Raw genomic sequence first — 25,120 nt, 5'->3', positions numbered from 1 at the left:
TAACTGAAATTCGACCGTGTGGTAATCGACGAGGATAGGATGAGCGCGGGGGGAGCGCAGAGAGGCGGGTGGTCACGTGGCGACAAGTGCACCCGGCACCGTGCGCACCGCCCGTACCGAGCAGACCCGCGCTGCGATCGTCGCGGCCGCGCACGACGCCTTCGTCGCCCGTGGGTACCGCGCCACGTCGCTCCGCGACATCGCGGCCGCCGCCGGCATCAGCCACCCCGGACTGCTCCGGCACTTCGCCACCAAGGATGAACTTCTCGCAGCCGTGGTCGACCTCTTCGAGCGCGACAACGAGACCGAGCTCCTCGAGCGCATGGCCGCGGAAGACCCCGGCACGCTCGCGTACAGCGAGCTCGCCCGGCGCAACGAGACCGTGCCCGGCTACCTCGCGCTGTTCGCCGCACTCACGGGCGAAGCATCCACTCCCCGTCATCCCGCGCACGAGATCATGCGCGACCGGTACGCGCGCCTGCGGGAGCTGTCGATCGACGCCATCGACGAGGCGATCACGCAGGCCATCGTGTCCGCCGACCGCGACCCGGCGGGTGAGGCCGTGCGCATCGCGGCCGCGTGGGACGGCCTGCAGCTGCTGGCGCAGTACGTTCCCGAGCGCGTCGACATCGCCGCGGCGCTCGAGACCTATGAGGAGTCGCTCGCGCTGCCCGTCGGATGGCGCGACGCCGACGATCCCTCACCGGCGTCGACGGCCGTGCCGGTGCCGCCGATGCCCAGTTTCGCCATCCCGGATGCTGCGCCCTCGGGCTACCGCGTGGGACGCGAGCGCCGCGCGCTCATCGTCGACGGAGCCACCGCCCTCTTCGCCGAGGAGGGGTACGGCGACACGAGCCTGCGCGACATCGCCGAGCGCGTCGGCGTCTCGAAGTCGACGCTGCTGCACTACTTCGGCTCGAAGGAGGAGCTGCTGAGCGCGGTGCTGAGCCACCGCGACCAGCAGATCGAGTCGCGCGCGGACTACGTCGCCGCGGATCGCGCGGCGGACGAGCTGCGAGGACTCCCCCTCGGCGCGACCGTCAACGCGGCGACGGCGCCCGGCCTGATCGAGGTGTATGCCGTGCTGTCGTCGGAGGCCGTGCCCGCCGACCACCCGGCCCACGCGTACTTCGAGCAGCGCTTCCGCGGCGTGGTGGACCACTTCGCCGCGCTGTTCCGCGCGGCCCAGGAGGACGGAGACCTGCCCTCCCACCGCGACCCCGAGTTCGAGGCGCTGTGGCTCACCGCCCTGTGGGACGGCCTGCAATACCAGTGGCTGTACGACCGTTCGTCGGTGGATGTCGCGACCCAGCTGACCGCGCACCTCGACGACGTGCTGCCCCGTTCCGGTTAGACGCCGACCGGGCGATGTTCACATCGGGCGCTGTCGCCGAGGTCACGCGTTGTGTGCGCACATATCGCGCGTTCTCGGTGAGAGCACCCGATCTGACCGGGCTCTGCGACCGGCCTCTTCAGCCTCAGGCGGCGGCGACCACCGCGAGCACGGCGTCGCCGTAGGCCTCGCGCTTCTTGGCGCCGATGCCCGAGACGCCGTCGAGGTCGGCGAGGCTCGCTGGGCGACGTTCGGCGAGCGCCCGCAGCGTCGCGTCGCCGAACACGATGTAGGCGGGCACGCCGAGCTCCTTCGCGACGCCGGCGCGCCACGCGCGCAGCGCCTCGAAGAGGCCCGCGTTCGCGGGGTCGAGGGACTCGGGAGCGGTAGTCTTGCGCACGCGGGCGACCCCGCCGGAGCGGCCCATCACGTCTCGGCGCAGCGGCACCGGCGTCTCGCCGCGCAGCACGCCGCCCGCCGATTCGCCGAGTGCGAGCGTGCCGTACTCGCCGCGGGCGACGAGGATGCCGCGGGCCAGCAGCTGTCGGATCACGCTGCGCCAGTCCTGGTCGCTGAGGTCGGCGCCGAGCCCGTAGGTCGAGAGCTGGTCGTGTCCCTGCTGGCGGATGCGGTCGGTCGAGGCGCCGCGGAGGATGTCGACGAGGTGCCCCGCGCCGAACGCCTGGCCCCGCTCACGCTGCAGGCGCACGATCGTCGACAGCAGCTTCTGCGCGGGGACGAGTCCGTCCCACGTGTCGGGCGCTTCGAGGCAGGTGTCGCAGTTGCCGCACGGGGTGGAGGCTTCGCCGAAGTAGGCGAGCAGGTTCTGGCGGCGGCATCCGACCGTCTCGCAGAGGCCCAGCATGGCGTCGAGGTGCTGGCCCAGCCGGGTCTTGAAGGCGCGGTCGCCCGGCGACTGGTCGATCATGCGGCGCTGCTGCACGACGTCGCCGAGCCCGTAGGCCATCCATGCGACGGATGCCTCGCCGTCGCGGCCCGCGCGACCGGTCTCCTGGTAGTACCCTTCGACCGACTTCGGCAGGTCGATGTGCGCGACGAAGCGCACGTCGGGCTTGTCGATGCCCATGCCGAACGCGATCGTCGCGACCATCACGACGCCGTCTTCGCGGAGGAACCGGGACTGGTTCGCGGCGCGCGTCTCGGCAGGAAGACCGGCGTGATACGGCAGGGCGTCGACGCCCTGCGCGGAGAGGAACTCGGCCGTCTGCTCCACGGACTTGCGGCTCAGCGCGTAGACGATGCCGGCCGCACCCGACCCCTGTGATCGGATGAACGCGACGAGCTGGCGCCGCGGGTCGGACTTGGCCTCGATGCGGTATTGGATGTTGGGCCGGTCGAAGCTCGACACGAAGTGGCGCGCCTGCGGCAGCTGCAGCCGCTCGGTCATCTCGCGGTGCGTCGCCGGTGTCGCCGTGGCCGTGAGCGCGAGGCGCGGCACGCCGGGGAAGCGCTCGGCGAGCGCGCCCAGCGCGAGGTAGTCGGGGCGGAAGTCGTGGCCCCATTGCGACACGCAGTGCGCCTCGTCTATAGCGATGACGCTCAGCTTGCCGCGCGCAAGGAAACGCAGCGTCGACTCGGTGTTGAGCCGCTCGGGGGCGACGTAGAGGAGGTCGAGCTCGCCCGCGAGGTACGCGCGCTCGACGGCCGCGCGCTCCGGCGGCGCTTGCGTGGAATTGAGGTACGCCGCCCGCACGCCGTTGGCGACGAGCGCGTCGACCTGATCGTGCATCAGGGCGATGAGCGGGCTCACGACCAGTCCCGTGCCCGGGCGCACCAGCGCGGGCACCTGGTAGCAGACGCTCTTGCCGCCGCCGGTCGGCATCAGCACGACGGCGTCGCCGCCGGTGATGACGTGATCGACGATCGCGCCCTGCCCACCGCGGAACGCGTCGTAGCCGTACACCTCGCGCAGCACGGTGGCTGCGTCGGCACCCGTGAAGTCGCGGCGCGGACCGGCTCCCGCGAACGGGTCGATCGACGTCGAACCGCCCGCCAGCGGGTCGGGCGGCGGCATCCACCCGTCCTCCGGCGGAGCCCACGAGTCGTCGGGCGGGGGCGCGCTGTACTCATCGGCCGGCGGCGCCCAGGCGGGCTCCCACGCGAGGTCGGCGTACGGGTCGCCCTGGGGGATCGTCACCTGTCCCAGGGTAGCCGCGGCGTCCGACGCACTCCCTCGCACCCCCCACCGTGGTGCACAACCCGTGCCGAACCGACTTCTGCGGGTTCTGTGGAGGAGCCTCCCGGCATCCTCAACTGAGGATCAGGGCCGGGATGAGGAGCGGCGCCCCGAGGCGGGGGCCGCAGTCCGGCCCTGGTCCTCAATCGAGGAGCGGGTGAAGCCGCACCACCCCGAGCTCAGCACCACTTCTGCGCGAGCGTCGTGATGACGTTCACGTTGCGGTTGGTCGCGACGCCCAGCAGCTTCGCCGCGCGGAGCGGATCGACGGTGCCGGCCTGGTAACCCGGGCCCAGCAGCGCATGCGCGACGCGGCCGCGCACGACCATCTCACCGGCATCCGTCGTGAGCCCCTCGATCTCGGCGACCGTGTCGCCCGGCAGCGCTTCCTTCAGCAGATACACGTAGTGGCGCTCCAGGCCGTGACGGCCGGCGGTGAGGACGACGGCGTCACGGGCGATCGCCGCCAGCTCGGCGGTCGTGAACACCATCGTCGGCACGTCGAACCCGCGATCGGCGGCGAAGGCCTCCTCGAGCGCCTTCTCGATCTTCGCCCGCGAGCGCATCGGCGTCGTGAAGCGCACGTTGCCGGTGTTGATGTGCGTCTCGACGTCGGTGAACCCGACGCCCTCGACCGCGCGCACGATGTCGGCCTTCGGAAACTTCCGATTCGCCCCGAGGTTGATCGCCCGCAGGAACGCCACATAGGTCGGCATGCCGCCATCATCCCCGATGCCTCCGCCCACCGCATGCGGTAGCGTCGCCGTCATGCAATGCCTGTGACCCGTCTCCGTCACCACCTCGTCCGCCGCGATCCGCACGGACTGATTCACGGATGCTGCGACGCAGCGTCCTCGAAAGGCATCGCATGTTCTCTTCCCCGTCGTCCCTGCCGCTCGCCGGCAAGACCGCCCTCGTCACCGGCGTCTCGCGCCGGCGCGGCATCGGCTTCGCCGTCGCCACCCAGTTCGCGCGCCTCGGCGCCGACGTCTTCCTCCACCACTACCGCCCGCACGACACCCGCCTGCCGTGGGGTGGCGACGACCTCGACGCCGTCCGCGAAAGCCTGCGCACGGAGCTCGCGCCCAGCGCGCAGCTCGGTGACATCAGCGCGGACCTGCGGGACGCAGCATCCGTCCCCCTCGTCATCGAGGCCGCAACGGCACTGACCGGGCGGCTCGACATCCTGGTGTGCAACCACGCGCAGTCGGGCGACGACGGGTCGATCCTCGACATGACCGCCGAGCGGCTCGACGCGTTCTGGCAGACCAACACCCGCTCGACGCTCCTGCTGACGCGGGAGTTCGCGGCGCTGCACGCGGGGCCCCTCGACCCCGGGGCGCACCCCGGCGAGCGCGTCGAGCGGAGGGGTCCGTTCGCCGAGCCGACCGGGCGCGTGTTCTGGATGACGTCGGGGCAGATCCATGGCGCGCTGCGCGGCGAGGTCGCGTACGCCGCGAGCAAGGCGGCGCTCGCGGGCGTCACGAAGACGGTGGCTGCCGAGCTGCTCGACCTCGGCATCGTCCTCAACACGATCGATCCCGGCCCGGTCAACACCGGCTATCTCGACCCCGAGACGACCGACCGGCCCCTCGACGAGATCGAGGCGTGGATGCGGGCGACACCCTTCGGCCGCTACGGCGAGCCCGCCGACCCGGCGCGGCTCATCGGCTGGCTCGCGACGCCCGACGGCGCGTGGGTCGTCGGCCAGGTGCTGTCGACCGACGGCGGCCTCGGACTCGGCTGAGGGCCTCACCCCGGCCGCGCGCCGTACAGGCATGTCCGGACTTCGCGGCGCTCCGCGAGCGGTGCCCTGCGATGTCCGGACTTCGGCCGCCATCCGCAGGCGATGCCCTGCGATGTCCGGACTTCGGCCGCCATCCGCAGGCGGTGCCCTGCGAAGTCCGGACTTCGGCCGCCATCCGCGGGCGGTGCCCTGCGATGTCCGGACTTCGGCCGCCGCCCGCGGGAAGTGCCCTGCGAAGTCCGGACTTCGGCCGCCGTCCGCGGGCGATGCCCTGCGAAGTCCGGACATCGCACGCCGTCCGCAGGCGGTGCCCTGCGAAGTCCGGACATCGCACCCGGCGGATGGATGCGTCGGCACGCGGCCGCGGGCAGATCCAGCGCGGCGACGACTACAGGCGCACGACCTCGGTCACCCGCACCACGGCGGTGCCGGCCTCCTCCGAGGCCGCGAGGTCGACCACGCCGCGGATGCGCCAGTCGTGGTCGCCCGCCGGGTCGTCGATCGTCTGCTCGACGCGCCAGAGCCCCGAGGACGCAGCATCCGTCTCGTCTACGGTCACGAGTCGCGGCGACCGGGCCGCGCCGCCCGTCAGGATCTCGTCGTGGTCGTCGAAGTAGGCGTCGAGCGCCGCCGGCCAATCGACCTCGGGGTCGAGTTCGACGAGCTCCTCGTCGCGCTGCAGCGCGGCCAGCTGCACGCGCCGGAACAGCTCGTTGCGCACCAGCACGCCGAACGCGCGCCGGTTCGTCAGCACCGACGGCGGGGCCGGCGGGACCACCGGCGCCGACGGGTCGTCGACGGGGTTGATCAGCGCCTCCCACTCGTCGACGAGGCTCGAGTCGACCTGCCGTACGACCTCGCCGAGCCACGCGACCAGATCGTGCAGGTCATCGGTCTGGGCCTCGGCGGGCACGGTCTGGCGCACCGCGCGGTACGCGTCGGAGAGGTAGCGCAGCACCAGGCCCTCGCTGCGCGCGAGCTGGTACAGCGAGATGAGCTCCGAGAACGACAGCGCGCGCTCGAACATGTCGCGCACGACCGACTTCGGCGACAGCTCGAAGTCCCGCACCCACGGCTGGCTCGACGCGAACACCTCGTAGGACTGCGCGAGCAGCTCCTCGAGCGGCTTCGGGTACGTGACCTCTTCGAGCAGCGCCATGCGCTCGTCGTACTCGATGCCGTCGGCCTTCATCGCCGCGACAGCCTCGCCGCGCGCCTTGAACTCCTGCTGCGACAGGATCGGCCGCGGGTCGTCGAGCGTCGCCTCGATCACGCTCACGACGTCGAGCGCGTAATGCCCGCTTCCGGCGGCCCCCGCCGTGTCGTCCGGGTCGAGCAGCTCGATCGCGGCGAGCGCGAATGGCGACAGCGGCTGGTTGAGCGCGAAGTTCGGCTGCAGATCGACAGTCAGACGGATGTGATTCCGGATGCTGCGGGCCGAGGCATCCGTGCTCCCCGAAGTACGGTCGATCTCGACCACGTCCGCGGTGAGGAGCGTCCGGAAGATCGCGATCGCGCGCCGCGCGAGCTCGTACCGCCGGGCGCGCGGCTCGTGGTTGTCGAACACGAGGCTGCGCACATTCGAGAACACGTCGCCGCCGCGGGCGATGACGTTGATGAGCATCGCGGCGGTGAGCTGAAGCTGCGGCACGAGCGGCTCGGGCTCGGCCTCGACGAGGCGCTCGAACGATCCGAGTCCCCAGTTGACGACGCCCGTGGGTGCCTTCTTGCGCACGATCTTCTTGCGCTTGGCAGGGTCGTCGCCGGCCTTGCGGAGCGCCGCCTCGTTCTCGATCTCCCACTCCGGAGCCATCACGACGACGGTTCCCGACGTGTCGTACCCGGCGCGGCCGGCGCGACCGGCAACCTGGTGGAACTCACGCGCGGTCAGCTGCCGCATCTTCGTGCCGTCGAACTTCGACAGCGCCGTGATGAGCACCGTGCGGATGGGCACGTTGATGCCGACGCCCAGGGTGTCGGTGCCGCAGATCACCCGCAGCAGCCCGCGCTGGGCGAGCGTCTCGACGAGGCGGCGGTAGCGCGGCAGCATGCCCGCGTGGTGCACGCCGATGCCCGCGCGCACGTATCGCGACAGCGTGCGGCCGAACGCGGTCGTGAACCGGAAGCCGCCGATCGCCTCGGCGATCGCATCCCGCTGCTCGCGCGAGACGATCCGGATCGACGACAGCGCCTGCGCCCGCTCCATCGCGGCGGCCTGCGAGAAGTGCACGATGTACACCGGCGACTCGCCGGTCTGCAGCAGCTCCTCGACGGTCTCGTGCACCGGCGTGCGCGCGTAGGAGAAGTGCAGCGGCACCGGTCGCTCGACACCCGTGATGCGCGAGACCGTGCGACCGGTGCGGCGCTCGAGGTCCTCGGCGATCGTCGTGACGTCGCCGAGCGTGGCCGACATCAGCACGAACTGCGCGCGTGGCAGGAGCAGCAGCGGCACCTGCCACGCCCATCCGCGGTCGGGGTCGCCGTAGTAGTGGAACTCGTCCATCACGACCTGGTCGACCGCGGCGTCGGCGCCCTGGCGCAGCGCGAGGTTCGCCAGGATCTCGGCCGTGCAGCACACGATCGGGGCATCCGGGTTGACCGACGAGTCACCGGTGACCATGCCGACGTTCGCCGCGCCGAAGATGTCGACGAGCGCGAAGAACTTCTCGCTCACGAGCGCCTTGATCGGTGCGGTGTAATACGTGCGGCCGCCACGCGCGACGCACGCCGCGTGGGCGGCGACCGCCACCAGCGACTTGCCCGTGCCCGTCGGCGTCGACAGGATGACGTGCGAGCCCGACACGATCTCGATGACCGCCTCGTCCTGCGCGGGGTACAGCGCGAAGCCCTGATCCCCCGCCCACTCCACGAACGCGTCGTACAGCGCATCGGCGTCGGGCGCCCCGGCGGGCGACCCGGATGCCTCGGCCGCCGCGGCGATGGTCTCGAGAAGCGTCACCGTCCGAGTCTGCCAGGTCGCAGCATCCGCTCCCCTGCCACGAGTGCCGCCGCGGGCGGGCGGACGGGCGGGGCGACGGCACGGAATGGGAACGGATGCTGCGGCCCGCGGCATCCGTCCCCCCAGGGTCCTAGCCGGCGAGCGCCGCCTGGATGATGGAGGCGAAGGCCTGCTGGCCCCTCCCCTTCCCGCAAGAGGTCCACGTGCACGCGCGGTGGCGGAATCAGGCCGCGCACACGTACGTTGAGAACGACGACGAAGGGACTGAAGTGACCGAGACGCAAACGCAGACCATCGTGACCCGCAACGACGAGGACCGCCGCTACGAGGGGCACGTCGATGGGGTGCTCGCGGGATTCACCGTGTTCCGCATCGACGCGAAGGGCCGCCTGCACTTCCCGCACACGGAGGTCGACCCGGCATTCCGCGGCCGGGGCATCGCCCAGGCGATCGTCTCGGAGGCGATGGCGGATGTCGCGCGCCGCGGCGAGACCGTCGTGCCGCACTGCCCCGTGGTGGCCAAGTACGTCCGCGAGAACGACGTGGCCGGGCTCACCGTCGAGTGGCCCGACCAGCCGCACCCGGAGTGATCGGGCCGGCGACATGACCCGACTGGACGCCGACGACGCTGTCGCCACCGAGTCCGCGGTCGAATGCGCGGGACCGCGCACCCTGCTGCTCGAGGCCCGCGAGGTGCCGCTCGGCGGCGTGCGGGCGATGTCGGTGCACCGCGCGCTGCCGCAGCGCGAACTGCCGCTCGTCGGCGCCTGGTGTTTCCTCGACCGGTTCGGACCGCAGGAGACGCGCATGCGCGTCGAGCCCCACCCGCACATCGGCCTGCAGACCGTGACCTGGCCGTACCTCGGCGACGTGCGGCACCGCGACACCGTGGGAAGCGATGTCGTGGTGCGCCGCGGCGCGCTCAACCTCATGACGAGCGGCGCGGGCATCGCCCACTCCGAGTACTCCGTCGGAGAGGATGCCGCACCGCTCGACGCGCTGCAGCTCTGGGTCGCCCTTCCCGAGTCGCGACGCCACGGCGGACCCGCGTTCGAGCAGCACGCGGTGCTGCCCGAGCTGGAGCTCCGCCCGATCGCGGGCGAGGCGGGCTCGGCCACGGTCGTGCTCGGCGAGCTCGGCGGCGTCGCCTCGCCGGCCACCGTCTACACGCCGATCGTCGGCGCCGAGCTGCGGATTCCGGCGGGTTCGACCGTGACCGTGCCGCTCGACTCCGCCTGGGAGCACGCGCTCGTCGCCGTCTACGGCGAGGCCTCGGTCGTCGCCGACGCGGGTGACGACGTCGTCGCCGACGCCGCGCACCTCCTGTACCTCGGTACCCATCGCGACGACGTCGTGATCTCGAGCCCCGCGGGCGCGACGCTCTTCCTCCTCGGCGGCGAGCCGTTCGAGGACGACGTCGTCATGTGGTGGAACTTCGTCGGCCGCACACACGAAGAGATCGTCGAGGCCCGCGAGGCCTGGGAGTCAGGCTCCGCCCGCTTCGGCCACGTCATCGGCCACGGCGACGAGCGCATCCCCGCCCCGCCGATGCCGGCCGTGCGCCTCACCCGGCGCCGGCGCCGCCTGTAACGCCTTCCCCGCACGAGTCTTCGCGGAACGGATGCTGCGGCCCGCAGCATCCGATTTCAAGAACGCGCTGCGCGCCCGGGCCGAGTCCGCGGGGCCGAGTCGAGCCGAGGCTCGCGACTCGTGGAAGTCGCTGCGCCACATCGTTGGAGCGCAGCGACCTCCACCGTAACGGCCCGAACGATCGCAGCGAATGAGAGCTCAGTGAGAATCGTCCGGCCCCATCCCAGTACGCTGGGCACGTGGCTGCCGGCACCCGGATTTCAACGAGCGTTCTGCTCACCTGCGCCGCGATCGGCGTCGCGACCGGCGTTCTGCAGGCGGGCGCAGGGGCGATCAGCGGCTTCGTCTCGGCGGGCGCGCCGATCCTCTACGGGCTCGTACTCGGCGTACACGTGCTGCCCGGCGTCGTCGCGCAGGAGCTGCTGCGCCGACCCTGGGTCGCGCTCATCACCCACATGGTCGCCGCTCTGGTCGCGAGCGCGGTCGTGCCGCTCTGGATCGGTCGCTACATCGGCACCGCCCTCCTCATCGGCGGACTGCAGGAGCTGATCGCCGCGATCTCGCGCTACAAGCGCTGGGAGCCGTGGCGGTTCTTCCTCTCGGCGGTGATCGTGGGCGCCGTCATCGCGGCCGCGATCTGGTTCGCGGCCGACGTGACGCGGTTCCCGCTGTGGGGTCAGATCGTCTACGTCGCGCTGTTCATCGTCGGCCCCGTGGCCTGGACGGCCGTCGGCCTCGCGATCGGCTCCGCGTTGCGGCGCGCCGGGGTCGCCCGCCGCAGTCAGCGCTGACTCTCGTCTCGAGGGCCGTTTCGCCGCCGCCTAGGGTGCCGGTAGGTTAGGGAAGGCTAAGTTTCCCTCGACGATCGGATGCCCGTGTCTTCTGCCGTGCCGCTGCTGCGCGTGCGCGAGCTCGGCATCACCCACGACGGCGAGACCACCCCGGCGCCGGCATGCGTGTCGTTCGACATCGCTCCCGGTGAGGTCGTGCTGCTGCTCGGACCGAGCGGATCGGGCAAGTCGACGCTGACCCTCGCATTGAACGGGCTGCTGCCGCAGGCCGTGCCGGCGACCGTCACCGGGTCGGTCGAGGTCGACGGGCTCGACACGCAGGCGACGCCCGTCGCCGCGCTGAGCACGCGTGTGGGGATGGTCTTCCAGGATCCCGACGCGCAGCTCGTGACCGGCACGCTCCTCGATGAGGTGGCCTTCGGACCGGAGAACCTGCGGATGCCGGTGGCCGAAGTGCTCGCCCGCGCCGAGGAGGCCCTCCGGCGGGTGGGCCTGTGGGAGCGCCGGCGGGAGAACCCCGACCGCCTGTCGGGCGGCGGACGCCAGCGGCTCGCGATCGCCTGCGCGCTCGCGGTGGGATCCCCGCTCCTCGTGCTCGACGAGCCGACCGCGAACCTCGACCCCGCCGGGATCGAGGAGGTCTACGCCGCCCTCGCCGAGCTCGTCGCCGCCGGCGACCGGGCGATCCTCCTCGTCGAGCACAACCTCGACGCCGCGGTCGGCTTCGTCGACCGGGTCGTCGTCCTCGACCACGACGGATTCCTCGCCGCCGACGGATCGGTGGATCACGTGCTGCGGGAGCGCGCCGAGGACCTGCACGCGATGGGCGTATGGCTGCCCGTGTCGACGATCGCCGCCCTGCGGCTGCGCCGCGCCGGCTTCCGGCTCGACCCGCTGCCTCTCACTCCCGATGAGCTGCGCGCGGCGCTCGACGCCGAGCCGACCCCGGCCGGGATTGCGGCACCTCCATCGCCCGCAGCATTCGGAATCCGGACATTCGTGCAGATTCCGGATGCTGCGGCCCGCGGGCTCGGGAAACACGACGAATCTCCGAAATCCGGATCCGCGTATGAGCGGTCTGATCAGGCGCCGCTGATCCGGGTGCGGAACCTCACGTTGCGCCGCGGGCGCACCGAGGTGCTCCACGGCGTCGACCTCGACATCCCCCGCGGCGCCTTCGTCGCGGTGGTCGGTGCGAACGGTGCGGGAAAGACCAGCCTCATCCAGGCCCTCGCCGGAGTCGTCTCGCCGCCGAAGGGCACCGTGCACGTCGACGGGCTCGACGTCGGTCGGACCGATGCGCGCGCGCTCAGCTCGCGCATCGGGTTCGTCTTCCAGAACCCCGAGCACCAGTTCATCGCGCACACCGTGTTCGACGAGATCGCGCACGGCCTGCGCCGCCAGCACCTCTCCGATGACGAGGTCCGCGTGCGCACCGAGGCCCTGCTCGACCGCTTCGGCCTCGCCGCGAAGGCCGAGAGCCACCCGTTCCTGCTGTCGGGCGGGCAGAAGCGCCGCCTCTCGGTCGGCACCGCCCTCGTGGCCGGCGCCCCGGTGCTCGTGCTCGACGAGCCGACCTTCGGCCAGGACCGCGCCCGCGCCGACGAACTCCTCTCGCTCCTGTCGGAGCTCAACGCCGAGGGCACCACCATCGTCGTCGTCACGCACGACATGCAGCTCGTCACCGACTACGCCGACCGCGCCGTCGTCCTCGCCGACGGACGCGTGCTCGCCGACGGCCCCACCGCCGACCTCTTCGCCGACGACGCGCTCATCGCCCGCGCGGGCCTGCGCCCACCACCGCTCCGCCGCGCACTCCAGGGCGTTCGTAACCACCCGGAGCTCGCCCGCGTCGCCCGCCTGGCCGACCTCGCCGAAGCGACTCGAGCCTCGCACGCGACGGGAGGTGCCGCGTGACCGACACCGGACCCCTCACTGCGGCGACGGCCGCGCACTCGACGTTCGATCCGTACGCGCGGCGAGTCGAGGCATCCACCGTCCGTTTCCTGTACGGGATGAACCCACTCGCGAAGCTCGCCGCCCCGTTGCCCGCGATGGTGCTGCTCGTGTTCGTGAGGGATGCTGCGACCCCCGCCGCGTTCCTCGCGCTCGCGTACGCCGTGCTGCTGGTGGGGGTGTCGTTCACGCGGCGTCTCGCGGCCATCCTGTTCCTGGCGCTGCCGCTCAGCGCGGTCGTGATCGGCTTCGGGTTCGCGCTCTGGACCGACGCGTCGCGCGTCGACCAGTCCGTCGTCGTGTGGCAGATCGGCGGCTGGACCATGTACGGCGGCGCGCTCGAGGTGGGTTTCGCCACGGGTCTGCGCCTCGCCGCGATCCTCGCCCTCACGCTCATCGCGGGGCTGTCGACGACCGGACCCGACCTCGTGCGCGCCGCCGTCCAGCAGCTGCGCGTGCCGTACCGCATCGGGTACACGGCGCTGGCGGCGTTCCGCTTCGTGCCGCGGTTCGGCCACGAGCTCGACGTCATCCGCCAGGCGCACCGCGTCCGCGGCGCCCACGGCGGGCGCGGACCGTTCTCGGCGGTCGCCCGCTGGTTCGGGTACGTCGTGCCGCTCATGGCCGGCGCGATCCGCCACGCCGAGCGCGTCGCGCTGGCCATGGACGCCCGCGCCTTCGGCGCCCACCCCGACCGCACCGAGCGGTACCTCGTGCCGTGGCGCGTGCGCGACACCGTGTTCGTCCTCGCGTTCTGGGCGGCCTCCGCCGCGCTGTTCGCCGCCCTCTTCCCCTGGGGTCTCTGACCTCTCCCGACAAGGAGCACCGACATGGCTCACCCCCGACTGGTCAAGCCCGAGACGCAGGGTCTCGTGCACCTCACGGTGCTGCGCACCGAGCGACTGTCGCCGCACTGGAAGCGCGTGACGCTCGGGGGCGGCGAGATCGACCGCTTCCACGCGATGGGCTACGACCAGTGGTTCCGTCTGTTCCTGCCGCTCGGCGGCGACGAGGGCCTGGAACGCCTGCCCGCGAAGGCGAACAAGATGTTCGGCTACCTCAAGTACCTCCGCATCCCCGACGGCGTGCGGCCGGTGATGCGCAACTACACCGTGCGCGCGTTCCGCCCCGCGACCGAGACCGCGGGGGCCGAGATCGACGTCGACTTCGTGATCCACGGCTCCGCCGCCGACGGCACGGCCGGCCCGGCCTCGCGGTGGGCCGAGTCCTGCCAGGCCGGCGAGAGCGTCGTCGTGATCGACGAGGGCCTCACCTTCAACCCCGACCGCGGCACCGACCACGTCGTGCTGGTCTCCGACGAGACCGGCCTCCCCGCGATCGCCGGCATCTGCGCCTCGCTGCCGTCGCACGCCGCCGGGCTCGCCATCGTCGAGGTGCCCTCGGCCGAAGACGCACTCGACTTCCCACGCCCTGCCGGCGTCACGGTGCGCTGGATCGTCCGTGAGCACGACGTGAAGCCCGGAACCCTCGCGCTGCAGGCACTCCGCGAGGCTTCGATTCCGGATGCTGCGTTCCACGCGTACGTCGTCGGCGAGCAGGCTCTCGCCACCGAGGGTCGCCGGTACCTGGTCAGCGAGCGCGGCGTCTCGAAGGACCTGGTGAGCTTCACCGGCTACTGGCGCGTCGGCGCCGCGTCGCCCGCCCCGAAGTCTCAGCGCGCGACCGCCGAGGCCCACTCGTGAGCGGCCCCGCACAGTCTCCCGCCGCCCCCACCCCGCCGCGGAGCACTCGCGGGCGTGTGACCACCGCGTACCTGCTGACCTGTGCCGCGATCGGCGTCGCCGGCGGCGTCATGCTGTGGGGCGCCGGCTGGGTCTCGACCGTGCTCTTCGCGACCGTGCCCTTCGTCTCGGTCGCGATCGCCGGGCTCTGGCTGCTGCCCGCGACGGTCGCGCTGCGCCTGCTCGAGCGCCCGTTCGCCGGCATCCTCGTCGGCGTGATCTCTGGCCTCGTCGTGTTCCCGTTCCTCGGGGCGGCCATCTGGTGGGCGTTCTTCGCCGAGCTCGCGTTCCTCGTGACCCTGTACCGATCGTGGCGCACCTGGCAGTACTACGCCGGCGCCGTCTTCGTCGGCGCGATCTACCCTGTGCTCGCCGCCGCGTCGTTCAACCTGTGGGCGATGGAACCGTGGGCGCTCATCACGTTCTTCGCGCTCACGATCGCGAGCTGCATCGCGGGCGTCGCGCTGGGCATCCTCGTGGCCGACCGCCTCCGGAAGGCCGGCGTCGCAAAGCTCGCGCGGCGCCGCGGCCTCGCTTCCCGCGGCCTCGGCCGCGGCGCAGGCCCCGCCGGTCAGCACTGACGCCCGACCGTCCTACTTGAGCGCCCCGCCGAGGAGGCCCGCCACGTAGTACTTCTGGAGCAGCAGGTAGACGATGACGCAGGGGACGACCGTGATCGCGACCCCGGTCTGCATGAGCCCGAAGTTGACGCCGAAGTTCGAGTCGACGGACAGGATGCCGATGCTCACCGGCAGCGTGTACAGGTTCTGATCGGTGATGAGGATCAGCGCGGCGAAGAACTCGTTCCAGGACGCGAAGAACGCGAGCAGCCCGGCCGACACGAGGCCGGGAACTGCGACCGGGAGCATTACCCGCCACATCGCACCGAACGGCGTCGCCCCGTCGATCTGCGCGGCCTCTTCGAGCGCCGCCGGGACCGCGGCGAACGAGTTGCGCATCAGGAAGATGCTCAGCGGCAGGTTGAAGGTCGCGAGGACCAGGGCAAGTCCGACGAGGTTGTTCTGCAGCCCGATGTCCCGCAGCACCAGGTAGAGCGGCGTGATGATCGCCTGGAACGGAACCATGAACGTGATCAGCGTGACGAAGAACGCGACCCTGCTTCCCGGGTAGGGCAGCTTCGCGAACGCGTAGCCGGCGAGCGTGCTGACCACCACGGTGACGGCGGTGGCGAGCAGGGCGACGAACGCGGAGTTGCCCGCGCTCTGCCACACGCTGAGCCCACGGCTCGCGTCGAAGATCTGGGCGATGTCATCGGGTCCGACCTGCGCGAGCATCACGCCGATCGGGTACAGGAAGAGCACGGCGAGGCAGATGCTCACGATCCACCAGGCGACGCGCGGCATCAGGCGTTCACGACGGGGAACCTCCGTGGCGTCCGGCAGCAGCGTCGTCGTCGTCGCGGGGAGGGTGGCGGTCATGAGTGATCCGAGTTCCGTAGGAGGAGCATCTGGCCGAGGCTGACGACTCCCAGTGCGAGCATGAGGAGGATGGAGAGCGCGGACGCGTAACCCACGTCGAACTGCACGAATCCGGAGCGGTATATCTCGAACACCGCGGTGATGGTCGAGCCCGCGGGTCCGCCGTTGGTCATGATGTAGAACTGGTCGAAGGCGAGCAGCGAGCCTGCGACCGAGAAGACGAGCACGAGGGCGAGAGTCGGGCGCAGCAGCGGCACCGTGATGTGCCAGAAGGTCTGCCACCCGCCCGCGCCATCGATGCGGGCGGCTTCGTTCACCTCTTCGGGGATGCCCTGGATGCCGGCGAGCACGAGGAGCATCTGCAGGCCGACGACCTTCCACGTCACCATCGCGACGACGATCGCGAACGCGGACCAGAAGTCGGCGAAGAAGTTCTTCGTCGAGTCGACGAGGCCGAGATCCCCCAGCAGCACCGTCGTGGGTCCGATGTCGGACTGCCACATGAAGAGCCAGATGTAGCTGCCCGAGGCGAGGCCGATGACGACCGGGAGGAAGTACACGGTCTGGAAGAACCGATGCGCGCGGGTGCCCCGCCGAACCAGGAACGCCAGCCCGAACGCGAGGGAGAGCAGGATCGGCGTGATCACCACGGTGTAGAACAGTGTGAAACCGGCCGCCCTCAGGAACTGGGTGTCGCTGAATGCGTCCACATAGTTCTCGAAACCCACGAACTCGGGTGTGCCCATGAGCGGCCAGTCGTTGAGCGACATCGTGACCGTGCGCACGAGCGGCCAGACGAAGAAGACGCCGAGCAGGACGAACGCGGGCAGGCTCAGGACCAGGCCGAGCATCCCCCGGCGACGGGCGATCCGTCCACCGCGCACGCGGGCGGGCGGAGCGGCTTGCTGAAGTGCTGTCATTTCACTCACTCCCGGTCAGGCGGGGCCAGTCGTCCGGCCCCGCCTCGATGGTGTCTCAGCCGTTCGCCTCGTCGAGGATGGCCTGGGCTTCCTTCTGGGCTTTCGCCTGAGCCTCTTCGACGGTGCCGGAGCCGAAGACGGCTTCCTGGATCATGGTCGACCAGACTCCGTTGGGGTCGTTGAACAGCTCGTTCTCGACGACGCTGTAAGGCACCTTGCCCACCGCAAGGGCGTCGGCGAAGACCTGGTACCGCGAGTCCTGCGGGATGTAGATCGTGTCGAGCAGATCCAGCCGGGTCGGCATCACCCCGTTGTCGGCGATGATGCCCTGGGCCTCAGCATCCGTCGCCCACTGCAGGAACTCCCACGCACCTTCGGGGTTCGTGGCACCGGACGGGACAGTGAGGTTATCGCCGCCCGCGAAGGAGCCGATCTGGCCCTCTTCCTCGCCAGGGATGGGCGCGACGCCCCATTCGAACTCTGCACCGTCGGCCTCGTCCTCCAGGGAGCCGACGAAGAATGTGCCCCAGTTCATGATCCCGACCTTGCCCGCTTTGAACGCGTCACCGGCGTTGGCGCCTCCGTCCGACTGGACGAGCTCGGGCATGGTTCCGCCGTCCCACATGTCGCGGTACATCTGCAGGGTCGTTGTGACCTCGGGGCTGTCCAGCAGCGCCTCGGTGCCGTCATCGGAGAGCACGTCACCCCCGCTGGCCCAGATGTAGGGCGTGACGGTGAAGATGTTGCAGCCGCCGCACGCCCCCGAGAAGACGAAGCCGTAGTTCCCGTCGCCGCCGTTCGCGGCGAGGGTCTCCGATGCGGCCTGGACCCCGGCCATTGTGCTCGGCGGGTCTTCGGGATCGAGGCCGGCAGCCGTGAACAGATCTTTGTTGTAGAACATCGCCGAGACGTCGGCGGTGAACGGCACCGAGTACACGCCGTCCTCGTAGACGCCCTGTGCGACGTGGCCGGGGCTCATGTCGTCCTTGTAGGGCAGCTCGTTCCACTGCTCCGAGATGTCGGTCAGCGCTCCCACCGACGCGAAGTACGGGACGTACACGAGATCGATGGACGCGATGTCGGGTGCGTCGCCCCCCGCGGCGGCCGTGCCGAACTTCTGCACGAAGTCCGCTGCGGGCACGAGGGTGACCTCGACCTGCGTGTCGTGCGTCTCGTTGAACGCGTCGGCGAGCTGCTGGATGAAGCGGGACTGGGAGTCGCGGACCCAGAGCTTGACGGTGCCGCCGCTCTCGCCGGCGTCACCGCCTGCGCCCGAGCCGCAGCCCGCCAGGCCGACGCCGAGTGCTGTGACGGCAGTGACCGCGATGAGCGAACCGATGTGACGCCTCATTGCGTGTTCCTCTCTAGTTGGGGTCTGGCCGGCGAACCGGCCGCGCCGGATGCTTCAGTGGGTGGGCATCCAGACGCGCATGGCTCCGGGGGCGCGATTCGCCCACCGGAAGTACGGAATCGCTCGCACGGGGCCGAGATCGACCGCGTCGGGGCCGGCGAGCTCGGGCGAGTAGAGGCGAGCGGTCGAGCCGAGCACCCGCCCGCCGGGGATCTCGAGGGTCACCGCCCGGAGCCCTTCGTCGGTTCCTGTTTCGACGGCCTCCGGAGCATCGGGGATCACGACATCCTCGAGGCGTACGCCCTCCGGCAGGTCGGCCTGCTCGAGGCAGTAGTAGACGGGTCCGCGGCGCAGCGCGATCGTTCCGCGCACGCCGTCGACCCAGGGGTGGGCCCTCTCGAAGACGGGCTCGACGGGGATCTCGATCTCGACGACGCGAGCGCCGGCCGGCACCTCCGCATAGCCGGGGCCGACTTCTCGAGACATCTCGCCGTCGACCGACAGTGTCGCGCGGACGGCCCAGCCCGGAACGCGGAACTGCGTCGTCCGCGTGGTCGGAGCGGAGAAGTCGACCCGCACGTGCGAACTCCACGGGAAGTCCGTGTCGATCGTGGCCGTGACGCCGTCCTCGATGTCGTACTCGCCCGCCGCATAGAGGTGGAACTGCGTCGCGTCTTCGGTCTCGGTCACGAGGTACGCGTTCAGCGACGACAGCAGTCGCGCGAGATTGGGCGGGCAGCAGGCGCAGAAGTACCAGTCCAGCCGCGAGGAGGGCGCATCCTCCTCGTGCGTGTGCCCGCTGCGCAGCTGCAAGGGGTTCGAGTAGAAATAGGCCTTGCCGTCGAGGGATGTCGAGACGGCGATGGCGTTGTACAGACCCCGCTCGATCTCGTCGGCGTACCGGCCGTCGGCATCGAGCAGCAGCATCCGCCAGTTCCAATGGAGATTGGCGATCGCCGCGCAGGTCTCCGAGTAGGCACGGTCCGCGGGGAGCTCGTAGGGATCGCCGAACGACTCGCCGCGGTGGCGCGACCCGAGTCCGCCGGTGACGTACTGCTTCTCGTGGTGCACGCTGCTCCACAGCCGCGAGAGGGCGTCTGCGTACCCGGAGGCCGGGTCGTCGAGCTCGAGGTCGGTCACTCCCGCCAGGAGGTAGAGCTGGCGCACCGCGTGCCCGGTCGCCTCCTGCGCCTCGCGGACCGGCGTGTAGTCCTGGTAGTAGGCACCGCCGAACTGTCCCTCGCCGATGGTGCGGTGGCCGCGCAGCTCGACCATGCGCCGGGCCAGTTCGCGGTGGCGTCCGTCGCCCGTGAGACGGGAGAGCTCGACGAGCGCGGTTTCGATCTGGGGGTGTCCGTCGATGTCGTCGCGGCTGCCCTCGCCGAACGTCTCGTGGACGAGCTCGACGTAGCGGAGGGCGACGTCGAGCACATCGCTGCGACCGGCGTACGACCACGGGATCGCCGCCTGGATGAGGTGACCGAGTTTGTACATCTCGTGCCCCTGCGGCAGGTCGGTGAACCGCTCGCCGGCGTGCGGGCCCTGGTAGAAGCTGTCGAGGTAGCCGTCCGCCTCCTGCACAGCGGCGAGCAGGCGCACCGACTCGTCGACGAACGGCAGGAACTCGGTCACATCGCCGCGGACGGCCTCCCAGCCGATCGCCTCGAGGGTCTTGTACAGGTCGGAGTCGGCGAACAGCGGCCCGCGGAACGGAGCGTCGCTCTCGCCCACGAGGCGGCGGAGGTTGTCGATGACGCCGGTGGACTCGAGCCGCTCGATGCAATGCGGGATCGTGCCCTCGCGGTTGACGCGCTGCCAGTCACCCAGGAATCCGCCGCCGAGCCGTACGCGACGGACATCGAGCGGGCGTCGTGCCGTCGAACGCGCGGGGACGGAGGGAGCCGCGAGAGCGGTGGTGAGGCTGACCATGATTCTCCTCATCGAGCGGTGCCTGGTAGTACACCGGTGTACAAGTGGATGAGAACCGATAGTACACCGGTGTACGAAAAGCGCAAGAGAAGCAGGTCGATCCCGCGCACGCGGCGCTAGACCGAGTTGCGGCGCACCACCCGGTGCCCCGCGACGAACACCTCGGGCGCGAGGTCGGCCGAAGTGAGCCGCTCGGCCAAGCGGGCGACCGCACTCTCGGCGATCCAGTTCCGACCCGAGTCGAGGGTCGTCAGCGGTGGGAATGCGAGAGCCGCCTCCTCGACATCGTCGAAGCCCGCGACCGAGACGTCACCGGGAACGTCGAGGCCTCGTCGCTGCAGCTCGTTCAGCGCGCCGAGCGCGAGCGAGTCGTTGAATCCGAACACCGCGTCGAACTCGACGCCTCGGTCGATCACGGCCGCGATGGCGTGAGCGCCCGAGAGGCGATTCCACGGGATCGGGCCGACCAGGAGGTCCTCGGCGAGAGCCACGCCGGCCTCCGCGAGCGCCTGGGAATAGCCGGCGAACCGCAGCGCGGCGGCGGTCGGCAGCTCGGACCGCTCCATGCCGAGCGCCACGATCCGGCTGCGCCCACGGTCCAGCAGCAGGCGGGTCATCTCATACGCGCCCTCGACGTTGGAGACCGTGACGAAATCGAAGCGACCGCCGTGGACCCGATCGCCGATCAGGACCATCGGCACATCCAGCGTGGACGACTCGATGTCGTCCGCATCGAGCGCGATCGGATGGAACAGCAGCCCGTCGAAGAACCTGCCGTTCTCCCCGCGGAGGATGGCGAGCTCCCGGTCGTGATCCCCGTCCGTGACCTCGACCACGACATTGAGCCCGCGGTGCTGCGCCGCGGACACGACAGCCTGCGCCAATTCGGCGAAGTAGGGGTGCGCGATCTCGGGAATGGCGAGCGCGATCGTTCCGGTGCGTCCCGAGCTCAGATTGCGAGCCGAGATGTTCAGCTTGTAGTTGAGCTCACTGACGGCGGCTTCGATCCGCGCGCGGGTCTCCGGCCGGATGTAGGGATAGCCGTTGAAGTAGTTGGAGATGGTCTTCTTCGACACTCCGGCCAAGCGCGCGACGTCCGCCATCGTCGGTGCACCCATCGAAGCCTCCTGCCGCTCGCGCACTCATTCATAGCATCACCGGCAAGGGCAGCCAGGAAAGACGGATGCCGCGACCCGTCGCCTTCGAGAAGGCGCGGGGTCGCGGCATCCGTTATCGAGACCGCGTCAGCGCTTGCCCACGATCTGGCGCGAGACGAGGTCGCGCATGATCTCGTTGGTGCCGCCGTAGATGCGGTGCACGCGGGCGTCGAGGTAGGCGCGGGCGATCGGGTACTCGGTGATGTAGCCGTAGCCGCCGTGCAGCTGCACGCCGACGTCGAGGAGCTCGGCCTCGCGGTCGGTCGTCCAGAACTTGACCTTCGCGGCCTCTTCGGCGGTGAGCTTCTCGTCCTTGTAGAGCATCATCGCGCGGTCGACATATGCCCACATCACGTCGACGGTCGTGGCCATGTCGGCGAGCTTGAAGCGGGTGTTCTGGAAGTCCGCGATGCGCTCGCCGAACGCCTCGCGGCTCAGCACGTAGTCGCGGGTCCACGCGAACGCCGCCTCACCGGCCGCGGCCGCGGCGACACCGATCGACAGGCGCTCGAGCGGCAGGTTCATCATGAGCTGGATGAAGCCGAGGCCTTCCTTGCCGCCGATGAGGTTCTCCTCGGGCACGAAGACGTCGCTGAACGACAACTCGGCGGTGTCCCAGCCGTGGAAGCCCATCTTCTCGAGCTTCTTGCCGTGGTCGAAGCCCTGCATGCCGTCCTCGAGGATCAGCAGGCTGAACGCGTCGGGGCGGTTGCCCTCGCCGGTCTTCACGAACGTCACGACCATGTCGGCGGTCTTGCCCGACGAGATGAACGTCTTCGCGCCGTTGACGATGTAGCCGCCTTCGACCCGCTTGGCGGTGGTCTTGATGCCGCGCAGGTCGCTGCCCGCGCCGGGCTCGGTCATCGCGAGGGCGCCGAGGATCTCGCCGGTCGCCATGCCGGGGAGCCACTTCTCCTTCTGCTCCTGCGTGCCCATGTGCACGATGTACGGCACGGCGAGGTCGTCCTGGATGCCGAGGGCACCGGCGAGCGAGCCGAGGCCGGCGCCGATCGTCTCTTCGAGCACGATCGAGCGGAAGCGGTAGTCCTGCAGCATGCCCGCGCCACCGAACTCCTCGGGCACCGACAGGCCGATGATGCCGGCCTCGCCCGCGGCGAGCATGGTCGGGCGGTCGATCTCGCCGGCGGCGTCCCACTGCTTGCGCTTCTCGTCCGACGCGTAGCGCTTGACGAACTCCTTGACGACGTCGCGGAACGCCTCGTGGTCCTCGTCGTAGATCTCGCGCTCCATGATGCGCCTTCCTCTCGTCTTCGAGTCTGGGGAGATGCGGCCCCGGTGGAATTGCATCTCACCTTCAATGGTACTCAGTTTCAGCCATGACGGATGCTTCGACCGCGCGGCATCCGTGATCCGCAAGAGTAGTGCCGACGCCCGACGTCAGCCGAGGTAGTCGGGGGCAGGGTCGAGGGCGAAGAACTCCTCGAGGGAGGTCCATCCGCCGTCGTGGTAGGCCTTCGCGAGCTCGGGCCCGATGTAGCGGAGGTGCCACGGCTCGGGGAGGTAACCGGTCACGGGCGTGGCTCCGTCGGTGTAGCGGACGATCCAGCCGTGCTCCCACGCGTGCTCGGCGACGAACTGACCCTGCGGAGTTCCCGCGATCTGATCGAGCGTGCCGCACGCGCCGGCACACGCGACGACGTCGGCGCTGAGGCCGAGCTGGTGCTCGCTGTATCCGGGCCGCGCGCTGACCTGGTCGGCACGATCGCCCTTCTCCGCGAAGTGGCGCCCGTACGTCGTCTGCTGGGTCTGGTACGACCGGAACCCGCTCTCGAGCGCGATCTCGCCTACTCCGGCGTTGCGGGCAGCGGTGACGAGAGAGGCGAGAGCGGATGCTGCGTCCGACCGCAGTGTGCCGCCCTCGATGTTGCGCACCCCGTCGGGGAGCACGAGAGCGCTGGGGCGGTAGTCGATCGGGTTGGCCGGACGGATCTTGTCCATGACGGTCCAGACGCGGGCCGAGTCGCCGAGGTCCACGCAGGGGGCACGCCCCTCGACCACGGCGGTGCGGAACGCCTCACCGCCGCCGGCCGCGACGATCGCGGCTTCGTCGTCGCCGCGCTGCACAGCGGCGGCGACGTCGGGGAGGGCGCAGACGTCCGCCGCGGGTGGGGATTCCTCGACCTGAGGGACGGGGAGCTGCTCGACCTCGGGCAGTTCCGCCGTCATCGTCACCGCGGCGTCGGCGCGGGCGGCCTGCGGCTCGGAAGGGAGCATCATCGCGGTCATCGCCGCCGATCCGAGCAGCAGCGCGGCGCCGGTGGCGAGCCCCGCCACCATGATGAGCCGCTTGGTCAGCCGGCGTGGTCGCGCGTGGCGGACGGGCTGCGCGCCCTCGTCGACGTCGAGCAGCCCGTCGGCGCGCGCCGCCCTGCGTTCGCTGACGACGGGTCGGGGCGAGCGGACCGCACGGCGGCGCCCGCGGACCCGCGCTTCGGGCACGCGGTGCGGCGTCGAGTCGCTCCGCTGCGGAGCGGCACCGGTCGGCCGGAGCTCGAGCGGCAGCGTGGACGGCGCGCCCGCTGCGATCGACCCCGGCGCGAAGTCGTCGCTGGGCAGCTCGAACGCCAAGAGGTCGTCGACAGGAGAAGCGTCGACGGGATCGACCGCCCGGGCGACGGCGTCGGGGGCGGCCTCCGCCGCGCGGGCACGCCTCTCAGCCTCCTCGCGCATCGCTCGGGCGGCGCGACGAGTCTCGGGGGCGGCTCGGGGGGTAGCGAGCCGGCCAGGCTCCGTCACGTCTGCCATTCTGACCCGTGACGGCCCGTTTTGGCCAGGCACGCGGCATCCATATCGTCGATGTTCTAGACACGGTCCCGGGAAGCTTGACTTAAGTTCGAAGTTTTGTTCTCATGGATGCATGCGATGGCAGGGGCAGGAACTGGGAGTGGCGGATGCTGCAGCCCTGCCTGGCCTCGAACAGCTCAACGGTCTGGTGCGCTCGGTGACGACCCCCGAGTTCGCCGGCGTCACGTTCCACGAGGTGCTCTGCAAGTCCGCCCTCAACCACGTGCCGAGCGCCTCGGCGATGCCCTTCGACTGGACAGTGAACCCTTACCGGGGCTGCAGTCATGCATGCGTTTATTGCTTCGCCCGAGGCACCCACGAGTACCTCGAGCTCGATGCGGGGCGGGACTTCGACACGCAGGTCGTGGTGAAGGTGAACGTCGCCGAGGTGCTCGAGAAGGAGCTGCGCCGGGGCAGCTGGCGGCACGAGCCGGTCATGCTCGGCACGAACACCGATCCGTACCAGCGGGCAGAAGGGCGTTACAAGCTGATGCCGGGGATCGTGTCGGCCCTGACCGAGTCGGGCACGCCGTTCTCGATCCTCACGAAGGGCACGCTGCTGCGGAGGGACCTGCCGCTGCTGAAGGATGCCGCCGACCACGTGCACGTGACGCTTGCGATGTCGATCGCGGTGTTCGACGACGAGCTGCAGCACCTCACCGAACCCGGCACACCCAATGCGACCGCGCGCCTCGAGACCGTACGCGCCGCGACCGAGGCGGGCTTCCGCGTCACGGTCTTCTTGATGCCGATCATCCCGCACCTGACGGACTCGATCGCGGCGATCGACCACGCGCTCTCGCGCATCAAGGAGGCCGGCGCCGTGCGCGTCGTGTACGGCGCCCTGCACCTCCGTCCGGGCGCGAAGCAGTGGTTCCTCGAGTGGATCGCCGAGCGGCACCCCGAGTTGGTGTCGTCGTATCGGGGGCTCTATCCCGGTGCGACGGCGTACGCTCCGAAGGCCTACCGTTCGTGGCTCGCGAAGCGGGTGCGTCCACTGCTGCGCGTCCATGGCCTCGACGGACACGCCGAGGAGGAGAATCCGCGCGGCACGCCCGTGGCGGGTCTCGCCGATCGAGCCGATGCGCGCAGCGCGCCGCCGATCATCACGACCTCGCTTGGGCGCGCCACCGCGACGTCGTTGCGAGCGGCGTCCTCATCCCGGTCGCAGCCTGGCGCCGAGGCATCCGCACGGCTCTTCTAA

20 protein-coding genes are annotated in these 25,120 nt (G+C 70.5%); 10 read left to right on the top strand and 10 right to left on the bottom strand.

Annotated elements, in window-relative coordinates:
• Positions 1-76 precede the first annotated feature (76 nt).
• Positions 77-1,354, top strand: coding sequence for a TetR/AcrR family transcriptional regulator (locus tag ACVN90_RS01590; RefSeq protein WP_475100424.1), 1,278 nt, complete (start codon positions 77-79; stop codon positions 1,352-1,354).
• 124 nt (positions 1,355-1,478) lie between these two features.
• Here ACVN90_RS01590 and recQ read toward each other — a convergent pair whose 3' ends face one another.
• Both recQ and ACVN90_RS01580 read right to left on the bottom strand, forming a co-directional pair.
• On the bottom strand, positions 1,479-3,491 hold the full coding sequence (recQ, locus tag ACVN90_RS01585) for a DNA helicase RecQ (protein WP_475100423.1): 2,013 nt from the start codon (positions 3,489-3,491) through the stop codon (positions 1,479-1,481).
• Between the two features lie 218 nt (positions 3,492-3,709).
• Complete coding sequence (locus ACVN90_RS01580) at positions 3,710-4,246, bottom strand: DUF1697 domain-containing protein (protein ID WP_475100422.1); 537 nt, start codon at positions 4,244-4,246, stop codon at positions 3,710-3,712.
• Positions 4,247-4,398: 152 nt separating this feature from the next.
• Here ACVN90_RS01580 and ACVN90_RS01575 point away from each other — a divergent pair, with 152 nt between their 5' ends.
• Complete coding sequence (locus ACVN90_RS01575) at positions 4,399-5,277, top strand: SDR family oxidoreductase (RefSeq protein WP_475100421.1); 879 nt, start codon at positions 4,399-4,401, stop codon at positions 5,275-5,277.
• 388 nt (positions 5,278-5,665) lie between these two features.
• On the opposite strand, the gene ACVN90_RS01570 is transcribed toward ACVN90_RS01575, so the two are convergent.
• On the bottom strand, positions 5,666-8,236 hold the full coding sequence (locus tag ACVN90_RS01570) for a DEAD/DEAH box helicase (protein ID WP_475100420.1): 2,571 nt from the start codon (positions 8,234-8,236) through the stop codon (positions 5,666-5,668).
• Between the two features lie 269 nt (positions 8,237-8,505).
• On the opposite strand from ACVN90_RS01570, the gene ACVN90_RS01565 reads away from it, so the two are divergent.
• The 7 genes from ACVN90_RS01565 (at position 8,506) to ACVN90_RS01535 (ending at position 14,896) form a co-directional block, all read left to right on the top strand.
• Entirely contained in the window at positions 8,506-8,826 is a 321-nt protein-coding gene (locus ACVN90_RS01565) for a GNAT family N-acetyltransferase (protein ID WP_475100419.1), read from the top strand.
• Positions 8,827-8,839: 13 nt separating this feature from the next.
• The gene (locus ACVN90_RS01560) at positions 8,840-9,826 is read left to right on the top strand and encodes a pirin family protein (protein WP_475100418.1); all 987 of its coding nucleotides are present in this window, start codon (positions 8,840-8,842) and stop codon (positions 9,824-9,826) included.
• 239 nt (positions 9,827-10,065) lie between these two features.
• Positions 10,066-10,617 carry an ECF transporter S component gene (locus ACVN90_RS01555; protein ID WP_475100417.1) on the top strand — a complete coding sequence of 184 codons (552 nt, stop codon included), beginning with the start codon at positions 10,066-10,068 and terminating at the stop codon, positions 10,615-10,617.
• A 78-nt stretch (positions 10,618-10,695) separates the two neighbouring features.
• A complete protein-coding gene (locus ACVN90_RS01550) occupies positions 10,696-12,534 on the top strand; it encodes an ABC transporter ATP-binding protein (protein ID WP_475100416.1) in 1,839 nt (612 codons plus the stop codon).
• Entirely contained in the window at positions 12,531-13,379 is an 849-nt protein-coding gene (locus ACVN90_RS01545) for an energy-coupling factor transporter transmembrane component T (protein WP_475100414.1), read from the top strand. The genes ACVN90_RS01550 and ACVN90_RS01545 overlap by 4 nt, the downstream gene beginning before the upstream one ends.
• Before the next feature lie 24 nt (positions 13,380-13,403).
• A complete protein-coding gene (locus ACVN90_RS01540; RefSeq protein ID WP_475100413.1) occupies positions 13,404-14,276 on the top strand; it encodes a siderophore-interacting protein in 873 nt (290 codons plus the stop codon).
• Complete coding sequence (locus ACVN90_RS01535; protein WP_475100412.1) at positions 14,273-14,896, top strand: ECF transporter S component; 624 nt, start codon at positions 14,273-14,275, stop codon at positions 14,894-14,896. The genes ACVN90_RS01540 and ACVN90_RS01535 overlap by 4 nt, the downstream gene beginning before the upstream one ends.
• A gap of 12 nt (positions 14,897-14,908) precedes the next feature.
• On the opposite strand, the gene ACVN90_RS01530 is transcribed toward ACVN90_RS01535, so the two are convergent.
• From ACVN90_RS01530 to ACVN90_RS01500, 7 genes are all read right to left on the bottom strand, one after another.
• Entirely contained in the window at positions 14,909-15,754 is an 846-nt protein-coding gene (locus tag ACVN90_RS01530; protein WP_475100411.1) for a carbohydrate ABC transporter permease, read from the bottom strand.
• Positions 15,751-16,674: a carbohydrate ABC transporter permease gene (locus ACVN90_RS01525; protein WP_475100410.1), complete on the bottom strand. Its 924-nt coding sequence runs from the start codon at positions 16,672-16,674 to the stop codon at positions 15,751-15,753. The genes ACVN90_RS01530 and ACVN90_RS01525 overlap by 4 nt, the downstream gene beginning before the upstream one ends.
• A 55-nt stretch (positions 16,675-16,729) precedes the next feature.
• Positions 16,730-18,025 carry an ABC transporter substrate-binding protein gene (locus ACVN90_RS01520; RefSeq protein ID WP_475100409.1) on the bottom strand — a complete coding sequence of 432 codons (1,296 nt, stop codon included), beginning with the start codon at positions 18,023-18,025 and terminating at the stop codon, positions 16,730-16,732.
• A 54-nt stretch (positions 18,026-18,079) separates the two neighbouring features.
• Positions 18,080-19,954: a glycoside hydrolase family 127 protein gene (locus tag ACVN90_RS01515; protein WP_475100407.1), complete on the bottom strand. Its 1,875-nt coding sequence runs from the start codon at positions 19,952-19,954 to the stop codon at positions 18,080-18,082.
• A gap of 116 nt (positions 19,955-20,070) precedes the next feature.
• Positions 20,071-21,072 carry a LacI family DNA-binding transcriptional regulator gene (locus tag ACVN90_RS01510; protein WP_475100406.1) on the bottom strand — a complete coding sequence of 334 codons (1,002 nt, stop codon included), beginning with the start codon at positions 21,070-21,072 and terminating at the stop codon, positions 20,071-20,073.
• Between the two features lie 126 nt (positions 21,073-21,198).
• Positions 21,199-22,362 carry an acyl-CoA dehydrogenase family protein gene (locus ACVN90_RS01505; RefSeq protein ID WP_475100405.1) on the bottom strand — a complete coding sequence of 388 codons (1,164 nt, stop codon included), beginning with the start codon at positions 22,360-22,362 and terminating at the stop codon, positions 21,199-21,201.
• Between the two features lie 147 nt (positions 22,363-22,509).
• Positions 22,510-23,868 carry a M15 family metallopeptidase gene (locus ACVN90_RS01500; RefSeq protein WP_475100403.1) on the bottom strand — a complete coding sequence of 453 codons (1,359 nt, stop codon included), beginning with the start codon at positions 23,866-23,868 and terminating at the stop codon, positions 22,510-22,512.
• Positions 23,869-23,989: 121 nt separating this feature from the next.
• Here ACVN90_RS01500 and ACVN90_RS01495 point away from each other — a divergent pair, with 121 nt between their 5' ends.
• The gene (locus ACVN90_RS01495; protein WP_475100401.1) at positions 23,990-25,120 is read left to right on the top strand and encodes an Rv2578c family radical SAM protein; all 1,131 of its coding nucleotides are present in this window, start codon (positions 23,990-23,992) and stop codon (positions 25,118-25,120) included.

The sequence above is a fragment of the Microbacterium sp. F01 genome (genome assembly GCF_056156365.1).
The sequence above is the reverse complement of the archived record's forward strand: the minus strand, read 5'-3'. Positions and strand labels throughout refer to the sequence as shown.

What these genes read in the sequence shown, in the direction of transcription:
- ACVN90_RS01580 (WP_475100422.1), bottom strand. Translation starts at nt 4,246, where the DNA reads ATGCCGACCTATGTGGCGTTCCTGCGGGCGATCAACCTCGGGGCGAAT.
- ACVN90_RS01575 (WP_475100421.1), top strand. Translation starts at nt 4,399, where the DNA reads ATGTTCTCTTCCCCGTCGTCCCTGCCGCTCGCCGGCAAGACCGCCCTC.
- ACVN90_RS01560 (WP_475100418.1), top strand. Translation starts at nt 8,840, where the DNA reads ATGACCCGACTGGACGCCGACGACGCTGTCGCCACCGAGTCCGCGGTC.
- ACVN90_RS01550 (WP_475100416.1), top strand. Translation starts at nt 10,696, where the DNA reads ATGCCCGTGTCTTCTGCCGTGCCGCTGCTGCGCGTGCGCGAGCTCGGC.
- ACVN90_RS01540 (WP_475100413.1), top strand. Translation starts at nt 13,404, where the DNA reads ATGGCTCACCCCCGACTGGTCAAGCCCGAGACGCAGGGTCTCGTGCAC.
- ACVN90_RS01530 (WP_475100411.1), bottom strand. Translation starts at nt 15,754, where the DNA reads ATGACCGCCACCCTCCCCGCGACGACGACGACGCTGCTGCCGGACGCC.
- ACVN90_RS01525 (WP_475100410.1), bottom strand. Translation starts at nt 16,674, where the DNA reads ATGACAGCACTTCAGCAAGCCGCTCCGCCCGCCCGCGTGCGCGGTGGA.
- ACVN90_RS01520 (WP_475100409.1), bottom strand. Translation starts at nt 18,025, where the DNA reads ATGAGGCGTCACATCGGTTCGCTCATCGCGGTCACTGCCGTCACAGCA.
- ACVN90_RS01515 (WP_475100407.1), bottom strand. Translation starts at nt 19,954, where the DNA reads ATGGTCAGCCTCACCACCGCTCTCGCGGCTCCCTCCGTCCCCGCGCGT.
- ACVN90_RS01510 (WP_475100406.1), bottom strand. Translation starts at nt 21,072, where the DNA reads ATGGGTGCACCGACGATGGCGGACGTCGCGCGCTTGGCCGGAGTGTCG.
- ACVN90_RS01505 (WP_475100405.1), bottom strand. Translation starts at nt 22,362, where the DNA reads ATGGAGCGCGAGATCTACGACGAGGACCACGAGGCGTTCCGCGACGTC.
- ACVN90_RS01495 (WP_475100401.1), top strand. Translation starts at nt 23,990, where the DNA reads ATGCGATGGCAGGGGCAGGAACTGGGAGTGGCGGATGCTGCAGCCCTG.